13 protein-coding genes and 1 pseudogene are annotated in these 13,521 nt (G+C 57.0%); 5 read left to right on the top strand and 9 right to left on the bottom strand.

Annotated elements, in window-relative coordinates:
- Positions 1–110 precede the first annotated feature (110 nt).
- Genes ACQ4W6_RS11410 through ACQ4W6_RS11400 form a run of 3 tightly spaced genes read right to left on the bottom strand, consistent with a single transcriptional unit; the run spans position 111 to position 3,982 of the window.
- Entirely contained in the window at positions 111–1,442 is a 1,332-nt protein-coding gene (locus ACQ4W6_RS11410; protein WP_436567305.1) for a trypsin-like serine peptidase, read from the bottom strand.
- On the bottom strand, positions 1,439–2,854 hold the full coding sequence (locus ACQ4W6_RS11405) for a tyrosinase family protein (RefSeq protein WP_436567304.1): 1,416 nt from the start codon (positions 2,852–2,854) through the stop codon (positions 1,439–1,441). Before ACQ4W6_RS11405 ends, ACQ4W6_RS11410 begins: the two co-directional genes overlap by 4 nt.
- Before the next feature lie 18 nt (positions 2,855–2,872).
- Positions 2,873–3,982: a hypothetical protein gene (locus tag ACQ4W6_RS11400; protein ID WP_436567303.1), complete on the bottom strand. Its 1,110-nt coding sequence runs from the start codon at positions 3,980–3,982 to the stop codon at positions 2,873–2,875.
- A gap of 260 nt (positions 3,983–4,242) precedes the next feature.
- On the opposite strand from ACQ4W6_RS11400, the pseudogene ACQ4W6_RS11395 reads away from it, so the two are divergent.
- A pseudogene (locus tag ACQ4W6_RS11395) lies at positions 4,243–5,148 on the top strand (IS3 family transposase); the annotation flags it as partial.
- 23 nt (positions 5,149–5,171) lie between these two features.
- Here the strand turns inward: ACQ4W6_RS11395 and ACQ4W6_RS11390 are convergent.
- From ACQ4W6_RS11390 to ACQ4W6_RS11380, 3 genes are read right to left on the bottom strand one after another with little or no spacing between them, the layout of a single operon-like run.
- Positions 5,172–5,651 carry a toll/interleukin-1 receptor domain-containing protein gene (locus ACQ4W6_RS11390; RefSeq protein ID WP_436567302.1) on the bottom strand — a complete coding sequence of 160 codons (480 nt, stop codon included), beginning with the start codon at positions 5,649–5,651 and terminating at the stop codon, positions 5,172–5,174.
- A 24-nt stretch (positions 5,652–5,675) separates the two neighbouring features.
- Positions 5,676–6,116, bottom strand: a complete 441-nt coding sequence (locus ACQ4W6_RS11385) for a TIR domain-containing protein (protein WP_436567301.1) — start codon at positions 6,114–6,116, stop codon at positions 5,676–5,678.
- A gap of 9 nt (positions 6,117–6,125) precedes the next feature.
- A complete protein-coding gene (locus ACQ4W6_RS11380) occupies positions 6,126–7,559 on the bottom strand; it encodes an SIR2 family protein (RefSeq protein ID WP_436567300.1) in 1,434 nt (477 codons plus the stop codon).
- 370 nt (positions 7,560–7,929) lie between these two features.
- Between ACQ4W6_RS11380 and ACQ4W6_RS11375 the strand changes: the two genes are divergently transcribed.
- Positions 7,930–9,195: an IS4 family transposase gene (locus ACQ4W6_RS11375; protein WP_436567299.1), complete on the top strand. Its 1,266-nt coding sequence runs from the start codon at positions 7,930–7,932 to the stop codon at positions 9,193–9,195.
- 46 nt (positions 9,196–9,241) lie between these two features.
- On the opposite strand, the gene ACQ4W6_RS11370 is transcribed toward ACQ4W6_RS11375, so the two are convergent.
- Entirely contained in the window at positions 9,242–9,676 is a 435-nt protein-coding gene (locus ACQ4W6_RS11370; RefSeq protein ID WP_436567298.1) for a putative toxin-antitoxin system toxin component, PIN family, read from the bottom strand.
- A 30-nt stretch (positions 9,677–9,706) separates the two neighbouring features.
- On the opposite strand from ACQ4W6_RS11370, the gene yaaA reads away from it, so the two are divergent.
- On the top strand, positions 9,707–10,477 hold the full coding sequence (gene yaaA, locus ACQ4W6_RS11365) for a peroxide stress protein YaaA (protein ID WP_436567297.1): 771 nt from the start codon (positions 9,707–9,709) through the stop codon (positions 10,475–10,477).
- 64 nt (positions 10,478–10,541) lie between these two features.
- On the opposite strand, the gene ACQ4W6_RS11360 is transcribed toward yaaA, so the two are convergent.
- Positions 10,542–11,345 (bottom strand): outer membrane protein assembly factor BamD, encoded by an 804-nt coding sequence (locus ACQ4W6_RS11360; protein ID WP_436567296.1) that lies wholly within the window; start codon positions 11,343–11,345, stop codon positions 10,542–10,544.
- An 89-nt stretch (positions 11,346–11,434) separates the two neighbouring features.
- Between ACQ4W6_RS11360 and ACQ4W6_RS11355 the strand changes: the two genes are divergently transcribed.
- Positions 11,435–12,460, top strand: coding sequence for an RluA family pseudouridine synthase (locus tag ACQ4W6_RS11355; RefSeq protein WP_436567295.1), 1,026 nt, complete (start codon positions 11,435–11,437; stop codon positions 12,458–12,460).
- Positions 12,460–13,245, top strand: coding sequence for a peptidoglycan editing factor PgeF (gene pgeF, locus ACQ4W6_RS11350; protein WP_436567294.1), 786 nt, complete (start codon positions 12,460–12,462; stop codon positions 13,243–13,245). The genes ACQ4W6_RS11355 and pgeF overlap by 1 nt, the downstream gene beginning before the upstream one ends.
- A gap of 16 nt (positions 13,246–13,261) precedes the next feature.
- Here the strand turns inward: pgeF and ACQ4W6_RS11345 are convergent, their stop codons facing one another.
- Positions 13,262–13,489, bottom strand: coding sequence for a hypothetical protein (locus tag ACQ4W6_RS11345; RefSeq protein ID WP_436567293.1), 228 nt, complete (start codon positions 13,487–13,489; stop codon positions 13,262–13,264).
- Positions 13,490–13,521 lie beyond the last annotated feature (32 nt).

Below are 13,521 nucleotides of genomic sequence, written 5' to 3'. Positions count from 1 at the left end.
AAAATTCTCCTTTTAAACGCGCTCATTTGGTGGGGGGATTACCCCTGAAAACGTCTGAGCAAGAGTTGCTTTTGCGGCCACGGCCAGCGCTCCTGCCTGGCGGATGCAATTTAGAGCCCAGCCTTTTGGATCAGATTCGCAACCCGTTCGCCGACGAGGCCAAGGTTGTAGCCCATCACAGAGTTGAAACGGTCGCGGCCGGCGACGTGAATGCCGACCACCTCGCCATTCTTGAGGTCGAAGATCGGACTTCCTGAATTCCCGCCAGCCGTATTCGCCTTATGCACAAAAAAGCCTTCGGACGTGACAGCGTCATCACCGCTAAACCCTTCGGACAGGCGCTTATACACGAACTGCGGAGTTTCTTTGTCTGGCGTGGAGAAGAACTGGATCTGTTCAGACGGCGTCATGTCCGATGGCGGCCCAGGGTAACCAATGATGGCCACGACCATATTCCCTGCGTACTGCTTGGGGTCGCGCTTATGCACTTTCAGCGGCTTGGGAAACTGTGCGTCGGTCGACGTAAGCAGGATCGCGACGTCATCTTTATCGTCCTTTGGCGGCACGGCGAAGACGCCATTCACGAAATACGTGGTGGGGACCGGGTCGACCGGACAATTGCCGGCGGCGCCCAATGGATACTCCGCATTGAATTTGATTTTGACGTCAGGCTTGACTCGCCAGAGCCTCGCTTTCTCATCGAAGTCCGCGATGATTTGCACCACATGCATGTTCGTGATCACATGGCTCTTGCCCACGACAAAGGCCGTGCCGGCTGGCCGGTCTTTCACCGACAGCAGGCCAACGCTCTTGCCAGCCTCGATGAGCGCGTTACGCTGCGGCGTCACCATATCTACCCAGCGCAGCGGGTCGTTTCGTGTCCACAGCGTGTTCCCACAAATTAAAAAGAATGGATTGCTGGTGTTGGTGAATGATTCGGCGGCGGCGTTGCTAACGACGGTCGGGTTTCCTAGCGTAAAATCGCGCGCCTGACGCTTGACCGTCAGTGTCTTGTTGAGCTCATCGATAACTTCGAGATCGGTCGGCGTCTTGGCGTCTTTCGCCAGCAGCTCGGCGAGCTGCATCGTCAGTCGTGCGATATCATCCTGCATCAACACCGACACCGTCGAGCGCTGCTGGTCGCTCAAGCGCATGAGCGTTTTCGACAGCGCCACCGGCGGGATGTCGCTCGGCCGCAGCTCGGTGACAGGCGCGTTCCCGTTGGAGCCCAGAAGCGGCGCCATTTTTAGAGTCTGAGCGTCGACGTTGGCAATGGCACCATGCTCGACGGACGTCAGGTTCTTGACCGACTTCTTGAAGTCGATTTGCTCTTTCAGCACGCCCGTCGACACGTAGCCGTCTGACTTGACTTGGCCGATGGCGGGGGCACCGTACCAGCCGACCACGAGCGCGGCGAGCAAGCTAAGTTGAGGAGATTTCATGGCGCGATCACGAATGCGCGCTTGAAGCGCAAGGGTTGATAAGGCCGCTTTGTTTCGTTCCCGAGCTCATTGGGAATGACTTGGATGCGATAATCGGTTGACTGCAGGGCCTGGACGGCAGCAGTGATATCGAACACCAGCACGGGATTGATCGGCTTGATGGCATTGCCGCTGGCGACGACGCTGACCGAACCGACGAGAACGCTAGGGCCGCCCAAGCGAGGCGACAGATACACGCCGGCCGACAGCGGCCGATTTGGCGAGGCGAGGTTCTCAAGGACCAGCAGATAGCGCGGCGGACCGTCGTTTGTCTTCTCCGGTTTGGGCGGTAGCTTGACCATGGTGTCGACGATCGGCGGCAGCTTGGTTGGCGAGGCCTCGGGCACGAAAGCTGGGGCGACATCCTCGAAGACATTGAGGTTGTCGTACGTGTAGCCCAGCTTGGCCGTGTCGAGCGTGTCAGCCACGCTGATCTGCATCGTCGTGCCATCTATCCAGGGGAAGGCGAACACGTGGTCGAGAAAATCGGATGTAGTCGGTTCCTTGGCACGGTTGGCCGGCTTGCTGCGCCAGATTTCCCACAGCCGGTCCAAGTTGCCGTGATGGGCAAAGAACGCCGGGTCGCGGGCGGCGGTGGCAAAGTCGGTCATGTCACCCAGCTTGTTGGTCGCGCTGACGCCGCCAACATAACCATGGACCGGACCGTGCGGTGAGTCTTCCATGCGGCTGTTACGATAGACGTTGATGGCATTAGGCCGCACGAGTCCGCCGATGCTGTCCCTCATCTCACGTGCAAGCGCAATGGGGTCGGATGTAGCGTGCGCGACGAACTTGGTCGCACTGAGCGCGGCGACGCCGAGCGCGCTGAGCACCGGATCGTCTTTGAAATAGTCGACTTCGTCCGGCGCCAGCGCGCGGGCGGGCGTGAACCGTACGGCGTGCGCCAGCGGACTGCCCTGCTGTGTCAACGCTGCCGGCAGCCGGCGCGTCGATGACCAGTTCCAGTACGGGAAAGACAAACTCGGATCCCCGCTCAAGGCACGCAGCTTGCGATCGAGGACGGCAAGATAGGCGCGGTGCCATGGGAGAAACCAGTAGCAGAAATGGATTTGCGCCAGGCCGCCCGTTCCTGGCGCGGCGCAGAACTCGCGGTGCGGATCGGCGTTGACGAGCCAGCCGCTCGGGTCGCGCGGATCCTTAGCCGAGCGCGCCATCATGTCGCCGACCACGGCCTCGATCTTCGCCAGTTGCGCTGGCGCGATCTTCTCGATCGAGACGCGGCGGGCGACAGGTGGGGCGCTTGGCGCCGGCCCGGCGCCAGCGCTGACGCGCTCGCCGACCAGCGAAAGGAGCGACGCCCCGGCCGCATATCCGAATCCCTTCGCTACGAACTGCCTGCGCGTCGTGGCCATGGCCTACCCCTTTTTTTGTTATTTGCCTAGCGGTACTTGAACGAATTCCGTCTCCTGGGTGATGACGTCCGCTATGAGCACTTTGGGAACGATGACATTGCCCTGGCCGGGGTCACCCTTCTCGGTCAGGCGATAGGCGACAACGACGCCGCCGGCTGCGTAGAGCCGGTCGCTCCGCCAGATGCTCGACGTTTTGAGGGAAGCGCCACCTTTGGCCGCCACTTTGACGCTGAGGAAGGCATTGGCGGAGGCGAGCGAGTTTTGCACCAGTTCACCACGCAGTGCCGACAACAGTATCGGCTGTCTGGTGACCGTATCGGCGCTAGCCAGCTCGGTTGCCAGCGCGTCGACTGCGGCCACGGTCGCCTTGTCCTTGTCTGAAGTGATCGGCGCTTTGGGCGGCGCCGCCCGGCACTGTGTCATGGTGCGCACTGCTTTCGCGAATTCGGTCGCATAGCTGCCGTCGAGCAGTGCATCGATTCCGCCCGCAGGGTAGATCAACTTGTCACTGGCCGCGACGGCGAGCAGATCGAACAGGATGTCGTCGGCCAGATCGGTGCTGGTAAAAGAGATGCTCTTATCAGTGCGAAACAACTTAGCGAACTGCGCGATCTCGTTGAGCAGGCTGCCCACCCCGATCAGTTCAGGGCCGAACGCTTCCGGCTTGATGAGCGCCTTGTCGTTGACCAGCGCGCACATATCCTTGGTGATGGCACCGATCCGTTGGCTTTCCTTGAAGTAGACAGCGACGGCATTACGGTCCGCATCGGTCAGCAGGATGCTCATTTTCCCGGCTTTCGCCGCAGGCAGGGTGGCGGCGAGCGCCTGGGCTGCTTTCTTAAACGACTCTGCCGTCCTTGCGGTTACGTGAAATTTGTCGCGGTCGGCCGCGTCGACGGTCACAGTTCCCGCTTTGCCAAACCCATCGGGAAATGCCGGAAATTCGGATGCTGCGAGCGTCGCTTCCGACTTATTTTTCGCAGCAATGGCTTCGTTGAGGGTAGTCTCGTCCTTGGCTGCGTCCACAATGTCCTGTTTGGGGTTGACGTGCTGCGCATTGGCCATCCCGGCATGGATCACGGCCATGAGCAATGCAGCACGAGCCGTAGTTATGAGCTTCGACATCATGGGCTTCCCCTAACAAGGAAATGCAGTTGATATTGCGTCCACAGAATGGATTGATAATATTATCGCAAGGTTAATTATGTCAACATATTAAATTCTATTAATCTTAATATTTTGATAGCTGTCAGTGCGGGTGGCGTGGGGGCAGCCGAGTGGCCCAGAAATCTTGATTTTTCGAGGGATTGTTCATCAATCAGGAAAGGCGGATCGGGCATTCCAAAATTCGGCCGATGAGCGTCCTTTACCAGCATGACATAGCGCGTCTTCTTTGCCCGCGAAATGAAATGATCTATACGGTCATTCGCCAGCTGCAAAAGGAGGCCATTCCGGTGCAACAAAGCTGCGAGGTTTTGGCCGTGAGTCGATCTGGCTTTTACGAGGCGCAACACCGCTCTGCCAAACCGGCGGTATGCAAGGCGAGCGTTCACTTGACGGCGGCATTCATGGCAAGCCATCAGAGCTATGGAAGCCGCCGACTGGTCACGGCCATGGCCAACGCAGGTTTGCGCATCGGACGCTACAAGGTGCGCCGTCTGATGCGCCAGGCGGCTTTGAAGCCGGTCTGGAAGCGCAAATTTGTGCATACGACAGACAGCAAATACGGCTTGCCGGTCGCTGCCAATGTGCTGAACCGGCAATTCAATCCGGCCGCGCCAAATCTCGCCTACGTCAGCGACATCACCTACATTTGGACCGGCGCCGGATGGCTGTACCTTGCCACCGTGCTGGACCTGTACGCGCGCAAAGTGGTCGGTTGGGCGATGGTGCCGAGCATGCCTGCCAAGCTGGTCTGCGATGCATTAAGCATGGCCATCGGGCAACGACAGCCGGCGCCGGGATTGATCGTGCATTCGGATCGGGGCAGCCAATATGCCAGCGCGCTGTACCAGGACATGCTGGCCCGGCATGGCTTCGTTTGCAGCATGAGCCGTAAGGGAAACTGCTGGGATAACGCCGTGGCCGAACGCTTCTTCCTGAACTTGAAAATGGAGCGCGTCTGGCAGCGCCAATATGCCAACCATGCCGAAGCAAAGGCCGACATCACCGATTACATCGTCGGCTTCTACAACTGCAAGCGTATCAATTCAGCATTGGGCAATCTGCCACCCACCGTCTATGAACGGAAAATGGCAGCACGCGAACCTATTGTTGTGTCCGAAATTACTTGACCACCACAGGGCAGAGGTAGGTATTACTTCTGAACGAGTGGGTATAAGCCCAAATATTCTTGCCCTTCAAATGAACTTTCCCAATCCTCCAGAACAGGGAAAATTTTGACGCCTCCTTGTTTAAACCCATCAAAATATCCAAGTTCCCATGGAGTCCACTTTGATGATGACGAGTTCTCCGTCGCAATAAAAATCAATGACGAGCAGGATTTCATCCTATCCCGAAGCACTGCAGCGGTTTTAGGTGTGACCCTGGTACGGTCTAGCTCCGCATCATCAATCCAATCGACGTAGACTTTTTTTCCTTGCTCTTCGAGAACCAGCTTTACGCCAAGAACAATCTCTGCATCCTTGGTGCTATGCGACAAGAACACGTCGTATGTCTGCCATGAGGCGTACTGCTCCATTGACTCCGTAACAATACTTTTTGCGGTGGCGCGAAACTTCTGGTTTACATGAGCTTGAGCACGTCGCCGGATTTCACTTTGCTTGTAAAACGCCATTTAAATCTCCATCTAATCTAAATTTTACTTACCGGCGGCAATAGCGGCTTGTTCAACCCAATCGCCTAAATTGTCACGTCCTTTATCTTTATTCCAAAGATAATGATTGTATCCGTCAACGCGGAGATCGCAGCAACCGGTAGTTTCACCACTGAGATCAGCTATCTTACTAATATCAATGGTTAAAATGCCATTTCCCCGCTCGATGCTTCGCTCGATCTCGTATGCAACCCACTTACTTTTATCGGTCTTTTCGCCAACTAGCACCACAGTCACCGAGGTACTTTCCATTTGCGTATTAATCCAGTCGCGAATCGCCTTTTCACCGTCTTTCTCTACTTTTTCAAATTCCGCTTTATCAATAAAGCCGGACTTTAATGCGCCAGATATGACATTGCTATTTCTGACGTTCATTGCACGCTGAACATCATCATATTTGAAGCTGAAAAATACTTTGCGAGCCATTTTATATCCTCATAAAAGTTTCAGAATTTCAAGAACAATTTCCCCTACTTTTTCAATCTTGGTATCGCTGGAACCCAATAATTTCAAGCTCTCCAATATTTTCTTCCCATTTGGATAGTTAGCTTCAGTGAACTCACTTATCACTTCTTCCCATATTTCTTGAGCAACGTAACCAGTGATGCCGATTGGGATGATGAACAACCCATTTGCCTTAGCGATCCGATATTCCTCTTCCATACCATTGGAGAGGACTACCTTGCCGTCTACAAGTTTATTGCCAAAAACGAACAGGCCAATGCCTGCATGCGCAATCATTGTGCGTCGATACTCGCTCCACAGTTCTGACAAAGGGCGGTCTCCAGTCGCAGATTGGGGAAATGGCCTTAGTAATAGCTTGTCCTCACCTAATTTTCCGCCATCCAATACCGTTTGCTCAAGCACGCCAGCTATGACAGCACTTCCCACGCCCAGTCCAAAGCCTGATACGACGCGATAATTTCGCTTGTTGATTTCGCGACTTAAGCGGTAGATAGCGTTCTCAGCTTCTTTTTGCGCCCATGGAGTGTACTCGTGCGCAGCACCCGATATAAAGACCGTGCGCATCTTAAATTTATTTTCGAGTTGACGCAGAATGGCAGTAATTTCCGAGAATTCGTCAACGTATGTTACCTTGATGCCAACACGCAACAATTCCACTCCAAATAATTGTTCTTTGCGCTGTCGGTATTCGAAATCTGCTTGCTCCTCTTTTTCGCCACGCGCGACACGTCGCAGTATGCAGTAATGCTGTCGCTGGTCATTTGCGTAGCTAATTCGAACTCGGCTTAATATATATTCTAAATTGGGATCGGTAAAACTAAATCCGACAAATAAAAACGTCTGCGAAACCAAATCACCGCTAAGCGCAGTAATAAATGGTTGCATTTTTATATGATATTTTTCATAGTCGTCACGAGTCAGCACGGCGTCACTTGCGTGGTTTGCATCGCCGTGCATTTTATAGACTATCGCATCCCGATTTCGAACTGTGACTGCCAGCTGCTTGGTAGTGTATTTTACGTCTGGAATTTTCCCGCTTCGTGCCAGCGCAGTTTCTATCAATTTGTCGTAATTGGTTGTCCAGAAAGTGCTAATGGGCAGCCGGGAGAGAATTTTATGATTTTCTGTTGGTGCCAGATTCCGACAAAATTCTGTTACTAGTAACTGATTCAGCTTTGCGCGATTAGCCTGATTCGCGTTGGAATGGTATTGCGCCAGAGCTACTAGGTCCCCTTCTTTCTCTACATCAAGATCCAGGTCTTCTGCGATTGGACGAAGCAGATTTTTCCAGTCAACGAATCCGGCGCTGCGGGAGAATCCTGCGCCAGCAAAGATGGCAAGATTTCCCTCATTCAACTCTGTCGATAGGGCGTCAACCAGTCGAATCTTGTCCTTGTCCAGCATGTTTAGCCTTTGCGTGATGGTGTGAGGTTGCACTGGCGAACTGATGTACAGTTCCCTTAGAATGATAACTCTCCGCAAGCAAAGTTGCACAATAAAAATCAGAAAATATAAATGTTTTTTGATAATTATAAAAAATTTCAGTGCGCCCGCTCAAGATTGCGCCCAGCGGCTAAGGCACTAAGTTCGAATCAATCGACTTGATCTGCGCGTTATCCGACGTAGCGCGGTCTTGCCTGTATGCGCATCAATCCACCCAAGTTAAGGGATTGGTGTGCGTTTAAGTAATTTATTTTCAACATTAATATAAATACACTTGACATCGAATTAAAATCGCGGCGGGCAGTGTGGATTTTTATTTCCACTGGCTGCCATGTCCGTTCTGACCACGCTGTTTCAAGATTTCGCCGCCCGATTATGCTCGCCAGAATTTCTCCTCGACGCTCGCCACGCCGATCATCCGACCGCATTCTCGCGCTGCCGCAAGCTGCCCCTGGCGATGCTGGTCGCCATCATGCTGACCGGCATGCGGATGAGCATCCAGGCCGAACTGGACACCTTCTTCGCCCATCTTCGCCAACAAGCCCAACTGGTCCACGAGGTGTCCGAGCAGGCGTTCGCCCAAGCGCGTGCCAAGCTATCCCTGAGCGCCATTCCGGGCCTCAACGACTGGCTCATCGCGCGCGCCGAGAAGGACAGGTTTGTGCCGCGCTGGCGCGGGCTACGCTTGGTCGCCGCCGACGCCTCGACGGTGCGTTTCGGTCTGCGGGCCAGCCATGTTAAGCGCGCCGCTCTGGCCGATCAAATCCTGTTCGGCCTGTTCTTGCCGGGGCCTGACCTGATGCTCGCTGCCTCTCTGCACAACGTCCACGAACGCGGCGAGCGCCAGTTCCTGTTCGAACACCTGGACCGGCTTTCCCCGGACGACCTGCTGCTGCTCGACCGTGGCTATCCCTGCCGCTGGCTGGTCGCCGTGCTCAACGACCGCGCCATCAAGTTCTGCATGCGCGTCGACAATGCCAGCGGCTTTGCCTGCGTACGCACGTTCATGCGCTCGGACGCGCTTGAGCAGGTCGTCATGCTGCCCGCGCCGAACAAGCGAGACGCGCTCGACTACGAGTGCCCGCGCAAACCGCAGCGCGTGCGCCTGGTGCGCAACGTCTCGCCCAGCGGCGAGCAGCGTGTGCTGATGACCAACCTGTTCGACGAGGAACTCTACCCGGCCGACTGCTTCGCCGAGCTGTACCACAAGCGCTGGGGCATCGAAGAGGCGTTCAAGCGGCTCAAGCACCGGCTCAATCTGGAGCACGTCACCGGACTGACCCAGCAGGCCGTGGCGCAGGACGTCGCCGCTAAAATCGTCTGTGACAACCTGCAAGCCCTCGTCGCCCTGACCGCACATGCCGACGCCGATCTGCCTGACAGTCAACGCGTCAATCATGCCTACGCCCACACCGCGCTCAAGCCCTTGATGCCCATTCTTCTGCTTGGCCGAAGGATCGGCAGAAAGGTCGGCAAGCTACTGCGGGCAATGCTCGACTTGATTGGCGGCCGGACCTACCGCCATCGCGAAAATCTCTCAAAACCACGAACTCCAGGCCGAAAACCGCATAAGGCCATGAGTCAGAAAAATTGCTGAAATGTCTTAACTTGGGTGGATTGCCTTGCGTGTGAGCCTGGCCGGCTCAGCTTGCCAGCGTCCAGCCTTCTGGCAGCATGATCTTGAACATGCCGGCCTTGGCCGTCTTGCGGGCCAGTTTCAGCAGGGCCTTGTCCTTGGTGATGAGGATGTCGGCATTGGCGTCGCGCGCCAGTTCGAGGAATTTCTGGTCATCCTTGTCCGTGCAGACGGGCAGGCGCACGCCGGACACGGGGGGCGCCACTACCGTGATGTGCGCGTTGAAACGGGCGGCAGCCACGGCCCGGCTGGCTTCATCGAGCGGCAGATGCTTGTAGTGCAGCACGACAAGATATTCCGCGCGGCAATCTTCGCGCGTGATGGCGTGTACGGCGCCGCTTTCCATGGCCGCCAGCAGGGGCGCCCAGCGCGGGTCGTTGAAGACGAAGAGGTCGAGGCAAACGTTGGTGTCGAGGACGAGTTTTTGTGGAGCAGGTATCATGTCGGCAATTCTATTCTGTAGTGATAATTTATGTTGATCGTGCTTTCGCCCGCCAAGAGTCTCGACCTGGAGACGCCGCCAACAACCGCGTTGCACAGCACCCCCGATTTTCTCGACCATTCCGCCCAGCTCATCGAGCGCATGCGCCAGTTTTCGCCAGCCGAGGTGGGCAGCCTGATGGGCATTTCCGATGCCTTGTCCGCCCTCAACGTGGCCCGCTACGCTTCCTGGACACCCCAGCTCGATGACGCGCGCCAAGCTATCATGGCCTTCAATGGCGACGTGTACGCGGGTTTTGAAGCGCGCAGCCTGCAGCCGGCCCAGCTTGATTATGCCCAGTCGCAGGTGCGCATCCTGTCGGGATTGTACGGCTTGCTGCGTCCGCTGGACCTGATCCACCCGCACCGCCTGGAAATGGGCACGCGCCTGTCGACGGCGCGCGGCAAGGATTTATATGCATTCTGGGGCGACACCATCACCAACGGCCTGAACCGTACGGCCAAAGAGCAGGGCGCCAAGGTGCTGGTCAATCTTGCTTCCGAAGAATATTTCAAGTCCGTCAAGCCGCGCCAGCTGGACGTGCCCGTCATCGCGCCCGTGTTCGAGGACTGGAAGAACGGCAAGTATAAAATCATCTCGTTCTACGCCAAGCGTGCGCGCGGCATGCTGGCCCGCTACGCCGCCGTCAATCATATCCGCGATCCGCAGCAATTGAAGCATTTTGACGTCGATGGCTACGCGTATGTGCCGGAGGCGTCGAATGACAAGAGCTGGGTATTCCGGCGCAAGGTGGGTGAATAAGTAGAAAACAAGTAGAAAAAAACCGGGCTAGCCCGGTTTTTTATTGCAGCTTGCTTGTTGCCGATTACTGCCAGAATTTCCACCACTTGCGTTCCTTGTTCACCCCTTCCGGGCTGAGGAATGCCGTGTTCGGGTAGTTCTTGCTCAGCACGCGCAAGGTGTCGTCGCGCAGGTCGGTCAAGCCCAGCTTGTCGTACGAGCGGTACATGATGAACAGCGCTTCCTCGATCGCCGGCGAGGCGGCAAAGTCGCTCACCGTCGTTTGCGCGCGGTTGGCGGCGGCCAGGTAGGCGCCACGGCGGTAGTAATAGCGCGCCACGTGCACTTCGTATTTCGCCATCGCATCGATCAGGTAGTTCATGCGGGCAAGCGAGTCGGGCGTATACTTGCTGTTCGGGAACTTGTCGACCAGTTGCTTGAACGCCGCAAACGCTTCGCGCGTGGCTTTCGGATCGCGCTCGGTTGGATCTTGCTCATACAGGAAGTTCAGGAAGCTGATCTGGTCGTTAAAGCTGATCAGGCCCCGCAAGTAGTACATATAGTCTACATTGGCGTGGTTTGGATGCAACTTGATGAAGCGTTCGACGGCGGCCAATGCCTGAGCCTGGTCTCCCGCCTTATAATACGCGTAAGCGATCTCCATCTGCGCTTGCAGAGCATAGTTGCCGAAAGGATAGTTAGCCTCCAGCTTCTGGAACAGGCCGATTGCAGCTTCATAGTGCTGCCCGGCCATTTCATCACGCGCCTCCGAGTATAATTTCGTAACGGACCAGTTTTTGGTCTCATCCACTTTTTCAGGCAACAAGCTGCAAGCGGACATGCCGAGCAGAACGACTGAAGCGACTACCAACGATAATTTTTTTTGCATGACGTTTTGCAAGAAGGTTTTAACCAAGATTTTACAATAGGCTGATTATAGCCGATGGGAATGCTGTGATATTAACTCCGAAGCCTAATTTGGCTGACCCCGCGTTTGACTCCCTTTCTGATCATGGCGCCGAAGATGCGTTTGACGGCGATTTAGCCGCCGACGACGTCTTCGAGGAAATGCCCCCGATTACATTGGAACTGACGCCGGACGCCTGCGGCCACCGCCTCGATAAAGTCATCTCCAAGCTGGTGCCGGAATACTCGCGCAGCCGCTTGCAATTGTGGCTGGAAGCCGGTTTCGTGACCGTGGACGGAAAAGTTGCCAAACGCAACATGACCGCCTATGGCGATGAGAAGATCGTCATTCTGCCGCAAAGCGCGCCGGAAGACGAGGCTTTTAAGCCGGAAGCGATGGAATTGAACATCGTGCACGAAGATGACCATATCATCGTGATCAACAAACCGGCAGGCCTGGTCGTGCATCCGGGCCCCGGCAACTGGTCGGGCACCCTGCTCAACGGCCTGCTGCACCATTGCCCGCAACTGGCGGGCGTGCCGCGCGCCGGCATCGTGCACCGCCTGGACAAGGATACCAGCGGCCTGATGGTGGTCGGCAAGACGCTCGCGTCGCAAACGGATCTGGTGCGCCAGTTGCAGGCGCGCACCGTCAAGCGCGAGTATTTCGCGCTGGTGTGGGGCACGCCGAAAACGGCCGGCACCATCGACGCCTCCATTGCGCGCCACCCGCGCGACCGGGTCAAGATGGCCGTGTCGGAGAATTTCTCTGCCAAGCCGGCCATCACGCACTATGAATTGATCAGCAGCGGCGAACTCGACCGCCGTCCCGTGAGCCTGATGCAATGCCGCCTGGAAACAGGCCGCACGCACCAGATCCGCGTGCACATGCAGCACCTGGGTTTTGCGCTGGTGGGCGACGCCGTCTACGGCAAGCAGCACCTGGTGTCCATCTTCTCGCGCCAGGCGCTGCAGGCGCGCCGCCTGGGCCTGGTGCATCCAGGCACGCTTGAAGCGTGTGAATGGATAGTGCCGCTGGCCGATGATTTCGCTGAACTCATCGCCAAGGCCGGCATTGCCGAGCCGGAACAGGTCTGATGGCCGCAGCCCTGCCTTGCATCGTGCCGCACTGGCCCGGCTTGCCCGCCAACGTGGGTGCGCTTGCCAGCGTGCGCACGGGCGGCGTCAGCCTGGGCCCTTACGCTGACGGGCAGGGCGGCGGTGGCTTGAACCTGGGTGTGCATGTGGGCGACGAGCCCGCGCACGTGGCCGCCAACCGCGCGCGCCTGACGGCGCTCTTGCCGGTCGAACCAGCCTGGCTGTCGCAGGTGCACGGTGTGGCCGTCGCCGATGCCGCCAGCCTGGACGGCTGCGTGCCGGACGCCGATGCCAGTATCGCCACGCAGGCGGGCGCCGTGTGCGTGGTGATGACGGCCGATTGCCTGCCTGTACTATTTTGTTCGCATGACGGCTTGGTGGTGGGCGCGGCCCATGCGGGCTGGCGCGGCCTGGCCAATGGCGTCTTGCAGCGCACGGTGGAAGCCATGCGCGCGCAGGGGGCGACGCAGATTCTTGCCTGGCTGGGGCCAGCGATTGGCCCGCAGCAATTTGAGGTAGGGCAGGATGTGCTGCAGGCATTTCGCGACGGCGCGCGCGACGATACCGAGCGGCAAGTGCTGAGCGCCGCGTTTGCCGCCATCGATGGCAAGCCGGGAAAATACCTGGCCGACATTTACGCGCTGGCGCGCACCATGCTCCTGCGCGATGGCGTGGCGCAAGTGGCGGGCGGGCAATACTGCACCGTCAGCGATGCGGCGCAATTTTACTCGTACCGGCGCGATGGCATCACGGGAAGACAGGCCAGTTTGATCTGGCGCAAATAAACTGCACGGCAGGCACTTATGTGTCTGCCGTTTTATCGTCTGCTGAGGCCAGCGTGCTAGCCTTGCGTGCGGCGATGCGCTCAGCCTTGCGTTTGCGTCGCCGTGAGCCCGTCAGATAGAATAGGATGGACAGCGGGATGACGCAGTACAGCGCGAAGGTCATCACCCCGGCGACGATGGACGGTTCCGTCAGCGCCATGAGGCCGACGACATAAATCCAGGCAACAGCGGTCATGAGCATCATCAGTAATGGCAGTCAGTAAGAGTTTGCATGCA

Source organism: Janthinobacterium woesei (assembly GCF_051380875.1).
Taxonomy (GTDB): Bacteria; Pseudomonadota; Gammaproteobacteria; order Burkholderiales; family Burkholderiaceae_D; genus Janthinobacterium.
This window is presented reverse-complemented; position numbering and strand designations above follow the sequence as displayed.

Bases quoted from the DNA above. Each gene is read 5' to 3' on its own strand.
- ACQ4W6_RS11410 (WP_436567305.1), bottom strand. From the start codon at position 1,442: ATGAAATCTCCTCAACTTAGCTTGCTCGCCGCGCTCGTGGTCGGCTGG.
- ACQ4W6_RS11405 (WP_436567304.1), bottom strand. From the start codon at position 2,854: ATGGCCACGACGCGCAGGCAGTTCGTAGCGAAGGGATTCGGATATGCG.
- ACQ4W6_RS11400 (WP_436567303.1), bottom strand. From the start codon at position 3,982: ATGATGTCGAAGCTCATAACTACGGCTCGTGCTGCATTGCTCATGGCC.
- ACQ4W6_RS11390 (WP_436567302.1), bottom strand. From the start codon at position 5,651: ATGGCGTTTTACAAGCAAAGTGAAATCCGGCGACGTGCTCAAGCTCAT.
- ACQ4W6_RS11385 (WP_436567301.1), bottom strand. From the start codon at position 6,116: ATGGCTCGCAAAGTATTTTTCAGCTTCAAATATGATGATGTTCAGCGT.
- ACQ4W6_RS11380 (WP_436567300.1), bottom strand. From the start codon at position 7,559: ATGCTGGACAAGGACAAGATTCGACTGGTTGACGCCCTATCGACAGAG.
- ACQ4W6_RS11375 (WP_436567299.1), top strand. From the start codon at position 7,930: ATGTCCGTTCTGACCACGCTGTTTCAAGATTTCGCCGCCCGATTATGC.
- ACQ4W6_RS11370 (WP_436567298.1), bottom strand. From the start codon at position 9,676: ATGATACCTGCTCCACAAAAACTCGTCCTCGACACCAACGTTTGCCTC.
- yaaA (WP_436567297.1), top strand. From the start codon at position 9,707: ATGTTGATCGTGCTTTCGCCCGCCAAGAGTCTCGACCTGGAGACGCCG.
- ACQ4W6_RS11360 (WP_436567296.1), bottom strand. From the start codon at position 11,345: ATGCAAAAAAAATTATCGTTGGTAGTCGCTTCAGTCGTTCTGCTCGGC.
- pgeF (WP_436567294.1), top strand. From the start codon at position 12,460: ATGGCCGCAGCCCTGCCTTGCATCGTGCCGCACTGGCCCGGCTTGCCC.
- ACQ4W6_RS11345 (WP_436567293.1), bottom strand. From the start codon at position 13,489: ATGATGCTCATGACCGCTGTTGCCTGGATTTATGTCGTCGGCCTCATG.